General features: G+C 67.9%; 14 protein-coding genes and 1 pseudogene. 13 read left to right on the forward strand and 2 right to left on the reverse strand.

What is annotated here, in order from left to right:
• Positions 1-494 precede the first annotated feature (494 nt).
• The 3 genes and pseudogenes from ADBZ6I_RS08740 to ADBZ6I_RS08750 form a co-directional block, all read left to right on the forward strand.
• A complete protein-coding gene (locus tag ADBZ6I_RS08740; protein WP_313673465.1) occupies positions 495-776 on the forward strand; it encodes a hypothetical protein in 282 nt (93 codons plus the stop codon).
• Positions 777-1060: 284 nt separating this feature from the next.
• Positions 1061-1378 carry a DUF2710 family protein gene (locus ADBZ6I_RS08745; protein WP_313673464.1) on the forward strand — a complete coding sequence of 106 codons (318 nt, stop codon included), beginning with the start codon at positions 1061-1063 and terminating at the stop codon, positions 1376-1378.
• A 22-nt stretch (positions 1379-1400) separates the two neighbouring features.
• Positions 1401-1901 (forward strand): annotated as a pseudogene (locus tag ADBZ6I_RS08750) (P-loop NTPase family protein); the annotation flags it as partial.
• 72 nt (positions 1902-1973) lie between these two features.
• On the opposite strand, the gene ADBZ6I_RS08755 reads toward ADBZ6I_RS08750, so the two are convergent.
• On the reverse strand, positions 1974-3578 hold the full coding sequence (locus ADBZ6I_RS08755; protein WP_526382879.1) for an N-acetylmuramoyl-L-alanine amidase: 1605 nt from the start codon (positions 3576-3578) through the stop codon (positions 1974-1976).
• A 169-nt stretch (positions 3579-3747) separates the two neighbouring features.
• Positions 3748-4659, reverse strand: a complete 912-nt coding sequence (locus tag ADBZ6I_RS08760) for a hypothetical protein (protein ID WP_526382881.1) — start codon at positions 4657-4659, stop codon at positions 3748-3750.
• Positions 4660-4884: 225 nt separating this feature from the next.
• Here ADBZ6I_RS08760 and glf point away from each other — a divergent pair, with 225 nt between their 5' ends.
• The 10 genes from glf to ADBZ6I_RS08810 all read left to right on the forward strand — a co-directional run.
• The gene (gene glf, locus ADBZ6I_RS08765) at positions 4885-6087 is read left to right on the forward strand and encodes a UDP-galactopyranose mutase (protein WP_526382883.1); all 1203 of its coding nucleotides are present in this window, start codon (positions 4885-4887) and stop codon (positions 6085-6087) included.
• Entirely contained in the window at positions 6084-8036 is a 1953-nt protein-coding gene (locus tag ADBZ6I_RS08770; protein ID WP_526382885.1) for a glycosyltransferase family 2 protein, read from the forward strand. Before glf ends, ADBZ6I_RS08770 begins: the two co-directional genes overlap by 4 nt.
• Positions 8029-8553, forward strand: coding sequence for a phosphatase PAP2 family protein (locus ADBZ6I_RS08775; RefSeq protein ID WP_526382887.1), 525 nt, complete (start codon positions 8029-8031; stop codon positions 8551-8553). Before ADBZ6I_RS08770 ends, ADBZ6I_RS08775 begins: the two co-directional genes overlap by 8 nt.
• 2 nt (positions 8554-8555) lie before the next feature.
• On the forward strand, positions 8556-9461 hold the full coding sequence (locus ADBZ6I_RS08780; RefSeq protein ID WP_526382889.1) for a decaprenyl-phosphate phosphoribosyltransferase: 906 nt from the start codon (positions 8556-8558) through the stop codon (positions 9459-9461).
• On the forward strand, positions 9439-11430 hold the full coding sequence (gene aftB, locus ADBZ6I_RS08785; protein WP_526382891.1) for a terminal beta-(1->2)-arabinofuranosyltransferase: 1992 nt from the start codon (positions 9439-9441) through the stop codon (positions 11428-11430). Before ADBZ6I_RS08780 ends, aftB begins: the two co-directional genes overlap by 23 nt.
• A gap of 151 nt (positions 11431-11581) precedes the next feature.
• Positions 11582-12658, forward strand: a complete 1077-nt coding sequence (locus ADBZ6I_RS08790) for an alpha/beta hydrolase (RefSeq protein WP_526382893.1) — start codon at positions 11582-11584, stop codon at positions 12656-12658.
• A 71-nt stretch (positions 12659-12729) separates the two neighbouring features.
• Positions 12730-13638 (forward strand): alpha/beta hydrolase, encoded by a 909-nt coding sequence (locus ADBZ6I_RS08795; RefSeq protein WP_526382895.1) that lies wholly within the window; start codon positions 12730-12732, stop codon positions 13636-13638.
• A gap of 76 nt (positions 13639-13714) precedes the next feature.
• Positions 13715-14221 (forward strand): DUF732 domain-containing protein, encoded by a 507-nt coding sequence (locus tag ADBZ6I_RS08800; protein WP_526382897.1) that lies wholly within the window; start codon positions 13715-13717, stop codon positions 14219-14221.
• Between the two features lie 3 nt (positions 14222-14224).
• On the forward strand, positions 14225-15331 hold the full coding sequence (gene culp6 / locus ADBZ6I_RS08805) for a carboxylesterase Culp6 (RefSeq protein ID WP_526382899.1): 1107 nt from the start codon (positions 14225-14227) through the stop codon (positions 15329-15331).
• 200 nt (positions 15332-15531) lie between these two features.
• Positions 15532-16237 (forward strand): AMP-binding protein (locus ADBZ6I_RS08810; protein ID WP_526382901.1); only part of this gene is annotated, 706 nt, incomplete at its 3' end.

The raw sequence follows: 16237 nt of genomic DNA on the forward strand, positions 1-16237 counted from the left end.
ATGCGGGGGAGATTTCCCGGCCTGCGAAAAATCAAACCACGACGGGCAACGTTTGTTCGGTGATAGACGATGCAGCCGGAGAAGAGTTCTTAAAGTGAGGGCTGAGCATGCACGACGATGCAATCTTGCCGTTTATACCCGCCGAGATCGGTAGGCACCACAAGGCTTATATGGGCGAGATCGCTCGGCGAGATCTCGTTGAAGCTGGCGGGGCATTCGATTACGGGTATTCCGGCGCCTCTGCCGCCAGACGCCGAGGAGTTTTCGGCAGCTGCTGTTGCGCGGTTCATTCGTCGAGGAGGAACTGGCGCTGTCTGTGGAGGCGATGCCGGGGCGGCAGTTTCTGACGCGGACTACGTCGATGACCATCCGGTACCCCGCTCAGTGCTGCTGCTAGCTCCTTGAAAGCAAGTGGGCGACGTCTACCGGCAACTCCGTCTGCGATTGTCGGCCCCTACAGCAGCTCGCTCGGTGATCCCCGAATGCTGCGGTACGTGACGGAGAACGCCGATACCGCGCGGATCGCGGTCGCCGATCTGCATGCCTGGGTGTTGATATTGCATGCAATGAACGGAATTGGAGACGTGCAGAGCTACCTCGCCTTCCGCGACGACATGCGCAAGATCGAAGTGACGAGCAGCGAAGAGTGCGACACAGCACTGTCCTATTTCGCCCCGGTCCACGAACGCGACCGCGAAGTGGCCAGAGTGCACCGGTCTTACGCGGATCGTGATCCGTCAAACCTACGTTTGCGTCCTTGCAGGGGTGGGCCGTAGAGACCCAAACCAGCCGGTGTAAGCGATCCAACGGCTGCCCCCCTCCTGCGCCGTGTAGACATGCGCTGAGTTTTGTGAATGAGCAAAGAAACAGATCAGGCGGTCGCGACCGTGCGCGCGCTGCTGGTGGGGCAGCGCGGCGGAAAAAGTGAACCCTATTTTCCGGGCACGTTGGCGAATCACTCCCGTTCCTACCGAGGTTGCCAGCGAGCCTTGCTGCACTAGGTGCACAGCTACGCGCTAAGCGAATTGACCCAGCTAAAGCGGCTCGACATACTGTCGGCATGGAGGGGGCAACCGGTAGGTCCTGGCTTAGCGAGAGGGAACTCGTCGACTCGGTGCTGCGTGATCTGGCGGAGGCCGCCGAACGTTGGGAGGCCCTCGTCGCACAGGCTGAGACCGTCACCTACAGCGTCGACATGGGCGATATCGCGGCGACTGCAGACTCGGACGGCAAACTCGTCAACCTCACGCTCCACCCCAGCGTCACCACCCTCTACACCCACGGCGAACTCGCCGAACGCATGAACCTCGCCTTCGCAGCCCTGCGCACCGAGGTCGAGGACGACTATCAGGCCCGGTACGGGGGAGAACTCATATGACAGTGCAGCGAGGGCACCGCCCGTGCCGTTGAACCTCGTCAACCAGCTGCTCGTCGCGCTGGAGGTGCACCGCTTCGACTTCTGTTTCATCGGAGCGGGATACGAGCACGAGGTCGATGAGTTCCTGAAGGTCAATCCGGGCCTTGCCGGCCGGTTCAACCGCAAGCTGCGATTCGAGTCCTATCACCCGGACGACATCGTCGAGATCGCCGTCCGATACGGCGGTCCACGGGCGACGGTGCTGGACGCCGACGCCCGCACCGCCCTGAACGCCGCCTGCCGCGAGCTGCGCGCCTACCGAGCGCCGGACGGAACCCACGGCATCGACCTCATGCAGAACGGCCGCTTCGCCCGCAATGTGGTGGAACGTGCTGAGCGACTTCGTGATTCGCGGGTCGCTGCGCAGAACCGCACCGACCACGGCTCGGTCACCATCGCGGATCTGGAGACCCTGCGCACCCAGGATGTCACCGCGGCGGTGGCCGATGCGTGCGCGGAGAAGCACGTCCCGCTGCGACTGTGAGCGGCCAGTGTGCGGCCTACGTAGACGAAACAGCCGAGTCCGTGCATAGGCCTTACACTCGCCGCGAAAGCCTCAGCCCACTCGGCTGAACCGCTCCAGCTGCACCGGCGGGTCGGCCGATGGGGGTGGCAGCACCAGGGTCACGCCGTCGATCACCCGCAGTACGTTGTGGGTCTGCCGGTCGAAGTTCAGGGTGCCGTGCGCGAAGTTCTGCACGATCCATTGCGGCTCGGCGATCTCTGCGCTGGTCGGCAGACCCAGAGCTCCGCGCTCAAAGCCCAGCGACCCCCACGCCTGATAGATCGCACCGGTCAGCGGCTGCGCCCCAGTCTGCGGTGACCAGTACATCGCCCCGCGCTCGAAGGTCGCATAGCGCGCGGTGCCGTCACCGCCGGCCTCCGGGGAGGTGGGCGCGCCCAGCGCCCGGGCCACCCCGGGGTCGTCCCGCCAGCGGGCCAGGATCGCCCCGCCCTCCAGCGTCTCGGTGGCATCGGGTGGAGCGTTGAATGCTGCTGCCAGCCTGCGGATTTCGTCGAGCATCGCGTAACCGGCGGTGCCCGGGCAGTCGGTGTTGCCGACGTCGCGGTGGGCGAAGATCTCCGGCAGGGTGACGGAGCGGCCGCCGGGCACCACGGTGTGCTGCCCGCCGGCGGAGACTAGGTTCACCGTGCCTTTGGGGTCGACCTTGTCCAGGCCCAACCGCCAGCCGAGCAGCCGGCCCACGGTCTTGACCATCACGTCGCCCGGAGCCACGTCTTCGAAGTCGCCGATCATCGCCACACCCCACACGTCTTTGTTGAAGCCGCCGGTGTGAGAACCCATGACGTCCTTGGTGATTCCGCCGGCCCGGCCCTCGAAGACCCGGCCGTAATTGTCCACCAGGGCGTTGTAGGCGATGTCGCACCAGCCCAGCGTCACCGTGTGATAGGCGTAGATCGACCGCATGATCGCCGCGGTGTCCTCGGGCGCGTAGTCGTTACCGGTGGCGGTGTGGTGCACCACGGCCGCACGCAGCCCGTCGCCGTAGTACGGCCCACCGCAACGCATTCCCGAACCCGCACCCCACTCGGCGCGGCTGATGATGTTCGGCGGCTGCCCCGGCGCCAAATTGGCCGTCGGCGCGGGCAATTGCCGGTCCACCGGCGACTTCGGGGCGGTGATCAGGATCGCCGACATGTTCTGGGTCAGCGGCTGCTCGGCGTTGGCGGGCAGGTAACCGAGGTCACGCCCGGCGTCCAGCCCGCTCTCCGGCGGGGCGACGGTCACCGGGGCGTCGTGCGGCCGGGTCACCGCGATCTGCACGGCGGTGGTGTTGCCGACGTACACCGGATCGGTGCCACTGATCGGCGAGCCCTGCTCGCTGATGTCGGACAGCGACTCGCTTTCGTACCACCGGCCCCATGAACCGTCCGGCTGCTTGGCGCGGATCCGCACGGTCGTCGCGTTCAGGTCGGTACCGGTCAGCGCCACCATGGAAAACGGTGTGGGTTGAGTGATCTCTCGGATGGTCTCGCCGCCACCGACGCCGGCCAACGGCTGCTGCACCAGCACGGTGTCCTCGGCGTGTACCCGGTCGTGCCGGTCGGGCAGTCCGTTGATGGCCAGCGGTGTCAGCACGACGGTCGCCGCGATGGCGGTGAAGAGGATCGTCGGTGCGGGACGACGCCGGGCGGACACATCGCGAATGTTACGTATGCGACCACTGGTGCCAGCGTTACGACACGGGCGAAATGTAACTATTGAGAAAGGAGCAATGGCTGAGTAAGAAGGGGCTTGTGGGAACGCAACGGCACCGCAGGGGGATACCCACCCTGCGGTGCCGTTTCTGTTGCAGGTCTGCCGGCGGTCAGCCGGCGGGGAGCGCGGCGGCCGCCTCGATCGCCGGGGCGGCGGCCACGGCCGGGGCCTGCGCCGCAGCCGCGCCCGCGTTCTGGATCGCCTGGGTGATACCGGGCACCACGATGCCCTTCAGCAGATCGACCGCCTGGCCCACACCCAGCTGATTGGCCGCGCTGGCCATGTCGCTGATGATGCCGCCGGAGGGTGCCGGCGCGGCGGGCAGCCCGGTCAACGGATCACCCAGGATCGGGTAGGTGCCGGCCGCCGGCGCCAGCGGGGAGGTGAGCGGGGACGTGGCCGGCAGGCCGATCCCACTGGGGGCGGTCAGCGCCGGGTCCAGGCCGATCTGGGGAGCTGTCAGGCCCGGGTTGGTCAGAGCGGGATCGGTCAGCGACGGCAGCGCCGCGGCCGGGTCGGCGCCGGGGGTGGTCAGACCTGGCATGGTCAGACCGGGCGTGGTCAGATCGGGGGTGGCCAGGCTCGGCGTGGTGAGGCCGGGGGTGGCCAGGCTCGGCGTGGTCAGACCGGGCGTGGCCAGGCTCGGGGTAGTGAGGCCGGGGGTGGTCAGACCGGGTGTGGTCAGACCGGGGGTGGCCAGGCTCGGCGTCGTCGTCAGGCCCGGCGTCGTGAGGGCGGGCGACAGCGGGCCGGCCTGCACCGGCTGGGCGCCGGCCGGGCTCAGGCCGGTCGGCAGCGGCGGCAGGGTGATGCCGAACTGCGACAGGCCTGCCTGCAGCGCGGACAGGATCTCGTTCGGCAGGTCGGTGACCACCGCCGCCTGGGTGAATTCCCGCTGCTCGGGTGCGGCGGTGGTGGAAGTCAGTTCGATGACGCCGATGACCGCGAACGGGCTGGCCACGGCTAGGGCGGCCACCGCGCTCATGGCTGTCGAGAACTTGCGTCGACGTTGGTTAGGCACGGGAGTCTCCTCTTTCTGATCTACGAACAGCGTCGGAATGTGTTCCGAAGCCGACGAAACCGATGCTACGAGTGAGGCTGCTGTTACTGGAGTGACGATGCGCAATCGTGAGCCAATCGCGACCCAGCGTGATTGCCGGGAAACGCACCCGAGACGGACATTTCTCGCGGTCATCCGAGTTGCGCGGCACGGTGGGCGCAGCCACGTCGGATAACCTTGGCCGTGATGTCCGCCGCCCGTTGTGACCTCTTCGTCGTCGGCTCCGGCTTCTTCGGTCTGACGATCGCCGAGCGGGTGGCCACCCAACTCGGCAAGCGCGTGCTCGTGGTCGAACGCCGTCCGCACATCGGCGGCAACGCCTACTCCGAGCCCGAGCCGCAAACCGGCATCGAGATCCACCGCTACGGCGCGCACCTGTTTCACACCTCGAACGCCCGGGTGTGGGACTACGTTCGCCAGTTCACCGACTTCACCGACTACCAGCACCGGGTCTTCGCGATGTACGACGGGCAGGCCTACCAGTTCCCGATGGGTCTGGGTCTGGTCGCTCAGTTCTTCGGCCGCTACTACAGCCCCGAGGAAGCCCGCGCGCTGATCGCTGAACAGGCTTCCGAGATCGACACCGCCGAGGCCCAGAATCTGGAGGAGAAGGCCATCTCGCTGATTGGCCGGCCGCTCTACGAGGCCTTCGTCAAGGGTTACACCGCCAAGCAGTGGCAGACCGATCCCAAGGAACTGCCCGCCTCGGTGATCAGCCGGCTGCCGGTGCGTTACACCTTCGACAACCGCTATTTCAACGACACCTACGAGGGCCTGCCCGTCGACGGCTACACCGCGTGGCTGGAGAACATGGCCGCCGACGACCGTATCGAGGTGCGCTTGGACACCGACTGGTTCGACGTGCGCGACGAGCTGCGGGCCGCCAGCCCGCAGGCCCCGATTGTCTATACCGGTCCGCTGGACCGCTATTTCGACTACGCCGAGGGCCGGCTGGGCTGGCGCACTTTGGATTTCGAGGTCGAGGTGTTGCCGACCGGTGATTTCCAGGGCACCCCGGTGATGAACTACAACGACCGCGACGTGCCCTACACCCGTATCCACGAGTTCCGTCACTTCCACCCCGAGCGCGACTACCCGCACGACAAGACCGTGATCATGCGGGAGTACTCGCGGTTCGCCGAGGCCGATGACGAGCCGTACTACCCGATCAACACCGACTCCGACCGGGCGGTGCTGGCCGCCTACCGGGCCCGCGCCAAAGCTGAAACGGCGACGGCGGGCGTGCTGTTCGGCGGCCGCCTGGGCACTTACCAATACCTGGACATGCATATGGCGATCGCCAGCGCGCTCGGCATGTACGACAACATCTTGGCGCCGCACCTGCGCGACGGTGCGCCGCTGACGAACGACGAAAGCGGCACAGCATGAGTGACATCCCGTCCGGACCGATCACAGCCGGCGAGTCCCGCGCGGTGAGCCTGCTGCAACGGATCATCCTGCCGCGCCCGGGCGAACCGCTGGACGTGCGCAAGCTCTACATCGAAGAGTCCGACACCAACGCCCGCAGGGCGCACGCCACCACCCGCACCACCCTGCAGATCGGCGCGGAGTCCGAGGTGTCCTTCGCCACCTACTTCAACGCCTTCCCGGCCAGCTACTGGCGGCGCTGGTCCACCCTGACCTCGGTGGTGCTGCGGGTGGAACTCACCGGCTCAGCCCGGGTCGACGTCTACCGGTCCAAGGCCACCGGCGCCCGGATCAGCGTCGGTGGCACCGAGATCATCAGCGACGGAAACGCCCCGGCCGCAGCCGAATTCGAAGTCGAACTGGCGCCGTTCGAGGATGGTGGGTGGATCTGGTTCGACATCACCACCGACACCAAGACCATCGTGCACAGCGCCGCCTGGTACGCCCCGGTGCCCGCGCCGGGCCGAGCCGACATCACCGTGGGCATCCCCACCTTCAACCGGCCAGAGGACTGCGTCAACGCGCTGAAAGCACTGACGTCGGACCCGCTGGTCGACCAGGTGATCGGCGCGGTGATCGTGGCCGACCAGGGCACCGACAAAGCCGCCGACCATCCCGGCTTCGCCGAGGCCGCTGCCGCGCTGAGTGGACGGCTGTCGGTGTACAACCAACCCAACCTCGGCGGTTCCGGCGGCTATAGCCGGGTAATGCTGGAGGCGCTGCGCAACACCGACTGCGAGCAGATCCTGTTCATGGATGACGACATCCGCATCGAGCCGGACTCCATCCTGCGGGCGCTGGCGCTCAACCGGTTCGCCAAGACCCCCACCCTCATCGGCGGGCAGATGCTCAACCTGCAGGAGCCGTCCCACCTGCACGTGATGGGCGAGATCGTCAACCGCGCCAACTTCATGTGGACCAACGCCCCGCACACCGAGTACGACCACGACTTCGCCAAATACCCCTTGGATGTCGCCAAGGCTCCGACCGGCGACGACGAGGACGTCCGCTCCAAGCTGCTGCACCGACGCATCGACGTCGACTACAACGGCTGGTGGATGTGCATGATCCCGCGCCGGGTCGCCGAGGAACTCGGCCAGCCGCTGCCACTGTTCATCAAGTGGGACGACGCCGACTACGGCCTGCGGGCCGGCGAGCACGGCTACCCGACCGTGACGATGCCGGGAATCGCGATCTGGCACATGGCCTGGAGCGACAAGGACGACGCCATCGACTGGCAGGCCTACTTCCACCTGCGTAACCGGTTGGTGGTTTCGGCGCTGCACTGGGACGCACCGGTGAAGGGCCTGATCAAGAGCTCGATGAAGGCCACCATCAAACACCTTCTGTGCCTTGAGTATTCGACGGTCGCCATCCAGAACAAAGCAATCGACGACTTCCTCGCCGGGCCCGATCACATCTTCTCGATCCTGGAGTCCGCCCTGCCCGACGTGCGCGCGCTGCGCCAGCAGTACCCCGACGCGGTGGTACTGCCCGGCGCGACGTCGCTGCCGGCGCCCAGCGGGCGGACCAAGGTGCACAAGCCGCCGGCGATGCTGCCGGTCATCGGAATCCGGCTGGCCCGCGGCCTCATCCACCAGCTGCGCGAGGCCGACCCTGCCCACCACGAGCGACCGCAGCTCAACGTCGCCACCCAGGACGCCCGCTGGTTCTTGCTGTGCAACGTCGACGGGGTGACGGTGACGACGGCCGACGGCCGCGGCGTGGTCTATCGGCAGCGTGACCGGGAGAAAATGCTCGACCTGCTCAAAACCTCGGTGCGCCAACACATCCGGTTGGCCCGCAAGTACGACCAGATGCGCCGGGTCTACCGGGAGGCGCTGCCGGAGCTGTCCAGCCCCCGCAAGTGGGAGACGGTGCTGCTGGACCAGGCTGCGATCAATGCCTGAGGCCGCCGAGCGCAGCGGTGAAGTCGCGGCCCTTGTCAGCGTGCAGTCGGCGCTGGGGGCGCCGGAGGTGGTCGGCGTCGCCCGCGGCATGTCGCACTTCGGTGAGCATGCGGCCGGCTGGATCGCGCTGTCGCTGCTCGGGGCGGCGGTCTCACCGCGCCGTCGGCGGGATTGGCTGCTGGTCGGTGTCGGGGCGGTGGCCGCGCACGGGGCCGCCATCGTCATCAAACTGGCGGTGCGCCGCCGCCGGCCGCACCACCCCGACATCGCGGTCAACGTCGGAACCCCCAGCGCGCTGAGCTTCCCGTCGGCGCACGCGACCTCCAGCACCGCCGCCGCTATGCTGCTGTGCCGGGCCACCCGGTCGCCGCTCCCACTGCTGGCGGTGCCGCTGATGGCGCTGTCGCGGCTGGTGCTCGGCGTGCACTACCCGACCGACGTGCTCGCAGGGATGGCCGTGGGTGCAGCGGTTGCCGGGACCACCGCCCGTCTCGGTGGCAAGAAGGGAAGCGAATGACCATGAGCAAGACAGCGGTCACCGGCCCGCCGAGCAACCTGCTCACCGGCATCGTGAAGGCCGTCCGGCCCCGGCAGTGGGTGAAGAACCTGCTGGTGTTCGCCGCCCCGCTGGCAGCACTGGGCGGTGGCGCCCACTTCGGTTACGACGTGCTCTACAAGGTGGCCATCGCGTTCGTGGTGTTCTGCATGGCCGCCTCCTCGATCTACCTGGTCAACGACGCCCGCGACGTCGAGGCCGACCGCGAGCATCCGACCAAACAGTTCCGGCCGATCGCCGCGGGCGTGCTGCCGGTCGGAATGGCCTACGGGATCGCCGCCGGGCTGGCGGTGGTGAGCCTGGCCATCTCGTGGTGGGTCACCCCGCACCTCGCGGTGGTGATGGCGGTCTACCTGGTGATCCAACTGGCGTACTGCTTCGGGCTCAAGCACCAGGCGGTGCTGGACATCTGCATCCTGTCGTCGGGCTTCCTGATCCGGGCCATCGCCGGTGGAGTCGCCGGCGGAATCCCGTTGTCGCAGTGGTTCCTGCTGGTGATGGCCTTCGGGTCGCTGTTCATGGCCGCCGGCAAGCGCTACGCCGAACTGCAACTCGCCGAGCGCACCGGCGCCAAGATCCGCAAGTCGCTGGAGAGCTACACCAGCACCTATCTGACCTTCGTCTGGACACTCTCGGCGACCGCCGTCGTGCTCTGCTACGGGTTGTGGGCGTTCGAACGTGACGGCAACACCGGGTCGTGGTTCGTCATCTCGATGATCCCGTTCACCGTCGCCATCCTGCGCTACGCGGTCGACGTCGACGGCGGTATGGCCGGGGAGCCGGAGGAGATCGCGCTGCGCGACCGCGTCCTGCAACTGCTGGCCCTGGCCTGGATCGGAACCGTCATTGCCGCCGCCCTTCTCAGTTAGACGGCCCGCCTTCCGGTTCACCCCGCTGACCCGGCTCAGCCTCTGGGTGACCGTCGCGGTGGTGTCGGCGTTGTGGGCCTGGGGCGTCTGGGAGCGCCGCTGGATCGCCGACGACGGCCTGATCGTGCTGCGCACCATCCGTAACCTGCTGGCCGGCAACGGCCCGGTGTTCAACGCCGGCGAACGGGTCGAGTCCAACACTTCCACCGCCTGGACCTACTTGGTTTACGCCGGCAGCCTGCTGGGCGGGCCACTGCGGCTGGAGTACGTGGCGCTGGCGCTCGCGCTACTGCTCAGCGTGGCCGGCGTGGCGATGGTCATGCTGGGCACCGCCCGGCTGTGGGCTCCCACGCTGGGCGGTCGGCGGGCGCTGATCCTGCCGGCCGGGGTGCTGGTCTACATCGCGGTACCGCCGGCTCGTGACTTCGCCACCTCCGGCTTGGAGAACGGGCTGGTGACGGCCTGGCTGGGCGGGCTGTGGTGGATGATGGTCTGCTGGGCGCAATCGCCGGCTCCACGCGCAAGGTTCCTCGCCTCATGCGCGTTCGTCGCCGGGTTGAGCGTGCTGGTCCGTCCGGAGTTGGCGCTGATCGGCGGGGTGGCGCTGCTGATGATGCTGGTCGCCGAACCCGGCTGGGGCCGGCGGGCACTGATCGTCGTCGTCGGCGGTCTGCTGCCGGTGGCCTACCAGATCTTCCGGATGGGCTACTACGCCCTGCTGGTCCCACAGACGGCGCTGGCCAAGGACGCCTCCGGCAGCAAGTGGGGCCAGGGAATGATCTATCTGCAGAACCTGACCGGTCCCTACGCGTTGTGGCTACCGGCGGTGCTGCTGGTCGGGCTGGCCGCGGTGCTGCTGGCCGCGCGGACCCGGTCCTCGCCGATGCCGAGCGCCAGCGAGGCGAGCAATTGGGCGCCAGTCGCGACAGGGCCGCGGCGGGGTCTGGCCGAGCGGGTGCAGAGCCCGGCGGCGGTGGTCGCGTTCATGGTTCTCAGCGGCGCGGTGCAGGCCCTGTACTGGATTCGTCAGGGCGGCGATTTCATGCACGGCCGGGTTTTGCTGGCGCCGCTGTTCTGCATGCTTGCCCCGATCGCGGTGATTCCCGTCATCGTCCCGGCCGGGCGGTGGTTCACCCGTCCGGAGAGCTGGGAGCGGGCCGACATCTTGCGTGCCGCGACCGCCGGTCTGTGGCTGGCGGTGGCCGGCTGGGCGCTGTGGGCCGCCAACTCCCCCGGCATGGGGCGTGACGCCACTCGGGTGACCTACAGCGGGATCGTCGACGAACGGCGGTTCTACTCCCAGGCCACCGGCCACGCCCACCCGCTGACCGCCGCGGACTACCTCGACTATCCGCGCATGCGGGCGGTGCTGGTGGCGATCAACAACACCCCCGACGGCGCGCTGCTGCTGCCGTCGGGCAACTGGGACGTCTGGGATGTGGTTCCGCAGAAGCCCCCGACCGGGCCACCGCCGCCAGGAATGTCGGAAGCGGAATGGCGTCGCCAGAATGCCTCCCACACAGTTTTTTTCACCAATCTCGGCATGCTGGGCATGAACGTCGGATTGAACACCCGGGTGATCGACCAGATCGGTCTGGCCAACCCGATCGCCGCACACACCGCCCGCCTGGAAGACGGCCGCATCGGGCACGACAAGAACCTGTTCCCGGACTGGGCGGTCGCCGAGGGGCCGTGGCTCAAGGAACGGCCATGGATTCCCGAGTACCTCGACGAGGGCTGGATCGAGGAGGCCGGGGTCGCGCTGGGCTGCCCGGACACCGTGGAGATGCTTGAGTCCATCCGCGATCCGATGACCCGGCCGCGGTTCATCGGCAACATCAACCGGGCACTGGAGTTCACCCGTTACCGGCTCGACCGGGTGCCCCGCTACGAGCTGTTGCGCTGCGGGCTGCCCGAGCCGCTGAAGGAGAAGCCGCCCTACGCCGGGCTGCCCGCCACCGGTCCGTAGCAGGCTCGGGCTGGAGTTAGCTGCGCCGGTCCCGCCGCCGGCGACGATTCAAGCGCGACGGCTCATTTGTGGTTCACTACCGAGGCGCCGCGGTGTGTGGGTCAGTCCGCACGCGGCGCGGAAATCAACCGACACGAGGACGGGTAGCTGCATGAGGTTCGTTGAGAAGGCGCGGGGCACCTGGATGCGTCGTGTGAGCGTCGTCGCGGGCGTCGCGGCGATGCTGCCGGGACTGATCGGCGTTACCGGCGGCTCGGCGACGGCGTCGGCGTTCTCCCGGCCCGGTCTGCCGGTGGAGTACCTGGACGTCCCCTCGCCCGCGATGGGCCGCAACATCCGGGTCCAGTTCCAGAGCGGTGGCGCCAACTCCCCGGCGGTCTACATGCTCGATGGACTGCGCGCGCAGGAGGATTTCAGCGGGTGGGACATCAATACCCCGGCCTTCGAGTGGTACGTGGACTCCGGCCTGTCGATGGTCATGCCGGTCGGCGGGCAGTCCAGCTTCTACAGCGACTGGTACCAGCCGGCGTGCGGCAAGGCCGGCTGTACCACCTATAAGTGGGAGACCTTCCTCACCAGTGAGCTGCCCGGCTGGTTGGCGGCCAACCGTCAGGTCAAGCCCACCGGCAGCGCGGCGGTCGGCCTGTCGATGGCAGGTTCGGCGGCGCTGACACTGGCGATCTGGCACCCGCAGCAGTTCACCTACGCGGCGGCGCTGTCGGGCTTCCTGAACCTCTCCGAGGGCTGGTGGCCGAAGTTGGTCGGCCTGGCCATGGGCGACGCCGGCGGCTTCGATGCCAAGGACATGTGGGGTCCGGCCGGCAACGCCACCTGGAAGCGCAACGATCCGATGGTCAACATCGGCCGGCTGGTCGCCAACAGCACCCGGGTCTGGGTGTATTGCGGCGACGGCAAGCAGTCCGACCTCGATGCCGGCGCCAGCGCGGGCAACCTGCTCAATGCAAAGTTCCTGGAAGGGTTCACGCTGCGGACCAACAAGACCTTCCGCGACAACTACCTGGCGGCCGGCGGTCGCAACGGCGTGTTCAACTTCCCCGCCAACGGCACCCACAGCTGGGGGTACTGGGGTCAGCAGGTTCAGCAGATGAAGCCCGACATTCAGCGGGTGCTGGGCGCCACGCCCCAGCCGTCCCCGCCCCCTCCGGGCGCCGCGCCGGCGGCTGCGGCCGAGCCGGCCGCGGCGGAAGCCCCGGCCCCGGGTAACTGACGCGCGCCAATCCCGAAGCTGCTGCATGGGCGGTGTGATTCACTACTCGAAACACTCGACGTGAGGTGGAAATGAGCAGTCTGGTCAAGCTGTTTCGCGTTGTCAGTGCTGCCGCCGTGGCCGCGGGTTTGTGGGGCGCGACGGCGTCGGTGGCCCCAACCGCTCCCAGCGCGACGGCCGCGGGCCCCGAGTTCCTGATGGTTCCGTCGGCGGCGATGGGCCGCGACATTCCGGTGGCCTTCCAGGGCGGCGGCCCGCACGCGGTGGTCCTGCTGGACGCGTTCAACGCCGCTCCCGACGTCAGCAACTGGGTCAAGGTGGGCAACGCGATGGGCGCCCTCGCCGGCAGCGGGCTGTCGGTGGCCGCCCCGGCCGGCGGTGCGTACAGCATGTACACCAACTGGGAGGCCGACGGCGCCAAGCAGTGGGAAACCTTCCTCGCTGACGAGCTGCCCAATTGGTTGGCCGCCAACAAGGGTGTGGCTCCCGGCGGGAACGCCATCGTCGGGGCGTCGCAGGGTGGGACCGCCGCGGTCACCATGGCGGCTTTCCACCCGAACCGCTATGGCTACGCCGGTTCGCTGTCGGGCTTCCTCAACCCATCCGATACCGCCACCAACGGCGTGATCTCCACCGCCATCAACAGCGGCGGCGGCAATATCAACGCCATGTGGGGCGCCCCGCAACTGGGTCGCTGGAAGTTCCGCGACCCCAACGTCCACGTCAACCTGCTGGTGCAGAACAACACCCGGCTGTGGGTGTTCAGCCCGTTGGCCGCCGCCTGCGGCGACCCGGCCGCCATGGGCGGAGGTGACTGCAGCGTGGCGCAGGGCAGCAACCGCATCTTCTACGCGCACTACCGCTCTCAGGGCGGGCGCAACGGCCACTTCGACATCACCGGCGGCGGCGGAAGCGACTGGGGAAGCTGGGCCGGGCAACTGGGGGCCATGGCTGGAGATATCGCTGCGACGCTCGGCTAGGTCCGTCGCGGGCCAGCCGAATCAGCGGTCTGCGAGCAGCGTCGAGCACTTCCGGCGAGCCGGTACTGTGGACAGCGTGCATCGACCGGACAGCGCAGCGCCCAGCAAACGCATGCGGCCGCTGGGTCTGGCACCGAACCGGCTTCTGTTGGCCGGTTTCATGGCGCCCGCCGCCTGGCTGTTGACCGGTTGTTCGTCCGGCGGCGGTGACATCATCAGCAGCGTGGCGCTGCCGTCCCAGCAGTCCACCCAGGCCACCGAGGCCGCCGGGCTGGACGTTGGCGCGTCGGCGGATCGGCTCGCCGGCAAGCCGAGCCTGACGCCCGGGCAGCGCACCTACCTCGACGGACTACTGGCGGCCGGCGTGCGGCCGTCCAACGATCTGCGGGCGCTGAGCATCGGCGCCTACGTCTGCCAGGCGCGTGCCGCCGGCCAGAGCGATCAGGTGGTGCGCGACGCCGTGGCACCGATGGTGCGCAGCGATCTCGCCGACTCGACGGCCTCCACTCCCGCGGTTGGCTACCTCAATGTCGATGACGCCATCGGGCAGTACATCGGCGTGGCCCAGCAACGACTCTGCTAAGCGATGACCCGAAACAACCCCGGCAATACCCCCCGCAACACACCCGGCAGGAACAACACCGGGAAGTCGTTCGGCGGTAAGCCAAGCTCGAAGCGCAAGACCAAGACCGATCCGAAACGGCGTCGTCGGCACCGTATCCTGGCGCTGGTCGCCGCGGGTGCGGTCGCCCTGATGGTCGGTCTGGTCGCTGCAATCATCGTGATCATGGTGCGCCGGCCCGGTCCGCCGCCGACCGCCACTCCGCCGAGCGCCATTCCACCGACCAGCGTCGCCCCGGGCAAGAAGCCCAGGCCCGCCTCGCAGGACGCCAGTTGCCCCGACGTGCAGATGGTCGTCATCCCGGGCACCTGGGAGTCGTCGCCCACCGACGATCCGCTCAATCCGGGCCAGTTCCCGATCGCCCTGCTGCTCAACGTGAGCCGGCCGATCCAGCAGCAGGTCGGCCCGGACCGGGTGCAGGTCTACACCGTTCCCTATACCGCGCAGTTCCATAACCCGCTGTCGGCCGACAAGCAGATGTCCTACAACGACAGCCGCACCGAGGGCACCCAGGCGACGGTGCGCGCTATGACCGAGATGAACAACCGCTGCCCGCTGACCAGTTACGTGGTCGTCGGCTTCTCGCAGGGCGCGGTGATCGCCGGCGATCTGGCCAGCGACATCGGCAACGGACGCGGCCCGGTCGATGAGGACCTGGTGCTCGGGGTCACCTTGATCGCCGACGGCCGCCGTCAGCCCGGCGTCGGCCAGGACGTCGGCCCCGCGGCACCCGGCCAGGGCGCCGAGGTCACCTTGAAGGAACTGCCGGCACTGTCCAGCCTCGGACTGACCATGAGCGGCGAGCGGCCGGGCGGATTCGGCGCGCTGAACAATCGCACCAATCAGATCTGCGCCCCCGGTGATCTGATCTGCTCGGCGCCCCAGTCGGCGTTCAACATCGGCAACCTGCCCCGCACTCTGGAGGTACTGACCAGCGGCGCCGGCCAGCCGATCCACGCCATGTACGCCACTCCGCAGTTCTGGAACGTCGACGGGCAGCCGGCCACGGTGTGGGCACTGAACTGGGCTCGCGGTCTGATCGAGAACGCACCGCGTCCGCCGCACAGCTGACGGCGCGGTGATTTGGTTCCGGTCGGCCGAACCCCTAAACTTAAGAAAAAAATAAGACCAGATGAAGTGGCCGGAATGGCGGTATCCGACGTTCCGGTCCGGTCCGACTGCGACCGCCCGATTATCGGTACCATCTGTGGGGCTTAGGCGGGCCGAGAAGGTTCGCCACCGGCCCCAATGCGTTCTGACAGGAGAGTGGTATGCCGTTCCATAACCCGTTCATCAAGGACGGACGGATCACCTTCCCCGAGGGCGCCAGTCTGGTCAAGCACGTCGAGCGGTGGGCCAAGGTCCGCGGCGACAAGCCCGCGTACCGGTTCCTGGATTTCTCCACTGAACGCGACGGAGTCGTCCGCGAACTGCGCTGGAATGAATTCGGCGCCCGCAACCGCGCCCTGGGCGCCCGCCTGCAGCAGGTCACCGAGCCCGGCGACCGGGTGGCGATCCTGTGCCCGCAGAACCTGGAGTATCTCGTCGCCTTCTTCGGCACCCTGTACTCCGGCCGGATCGCGGTGCCGCTGTTCGACCCGTCCGAGCCCGGACACGTCGGCCGGCTGCATGCCGTCCTGGACGACTGCCAACCGTCGGCGATCCTGACCACCACCGAGGCCGCCGAGGGTGTCCGCAAGTTCTTCCGCTCCCGGCCGGCCAAGGAGCGTCCACGCGTCATCGCCGTCGACGCGATTCCCGATGAGGTCGGCGCGACGTGGGAGATCCCCGATGCGGTCAACGAGGAGACCATCGCCTACCTGCAGTACACCTCCGGGTCGACCCGTATTCCGACCGGTGTGCAGATCACCCACCTGAACCTGGCCACCAACGTCGTTCAGGTCATCGAGGCCCTCGAAGGCGAGGAAGCCGACCGGGGAGTGTCCTGGCTGCCGTTCTTCCACGACATGGGTCTGG

It is taken from the genome of Mycobacterium sp. (assembly GCF_044342925.1).
Classification (GTDB): Bacteria; Actinomycetota; Actinomycetes; order Mycobacteriales; family Mycobacteriaceae; genus Mycobacterium.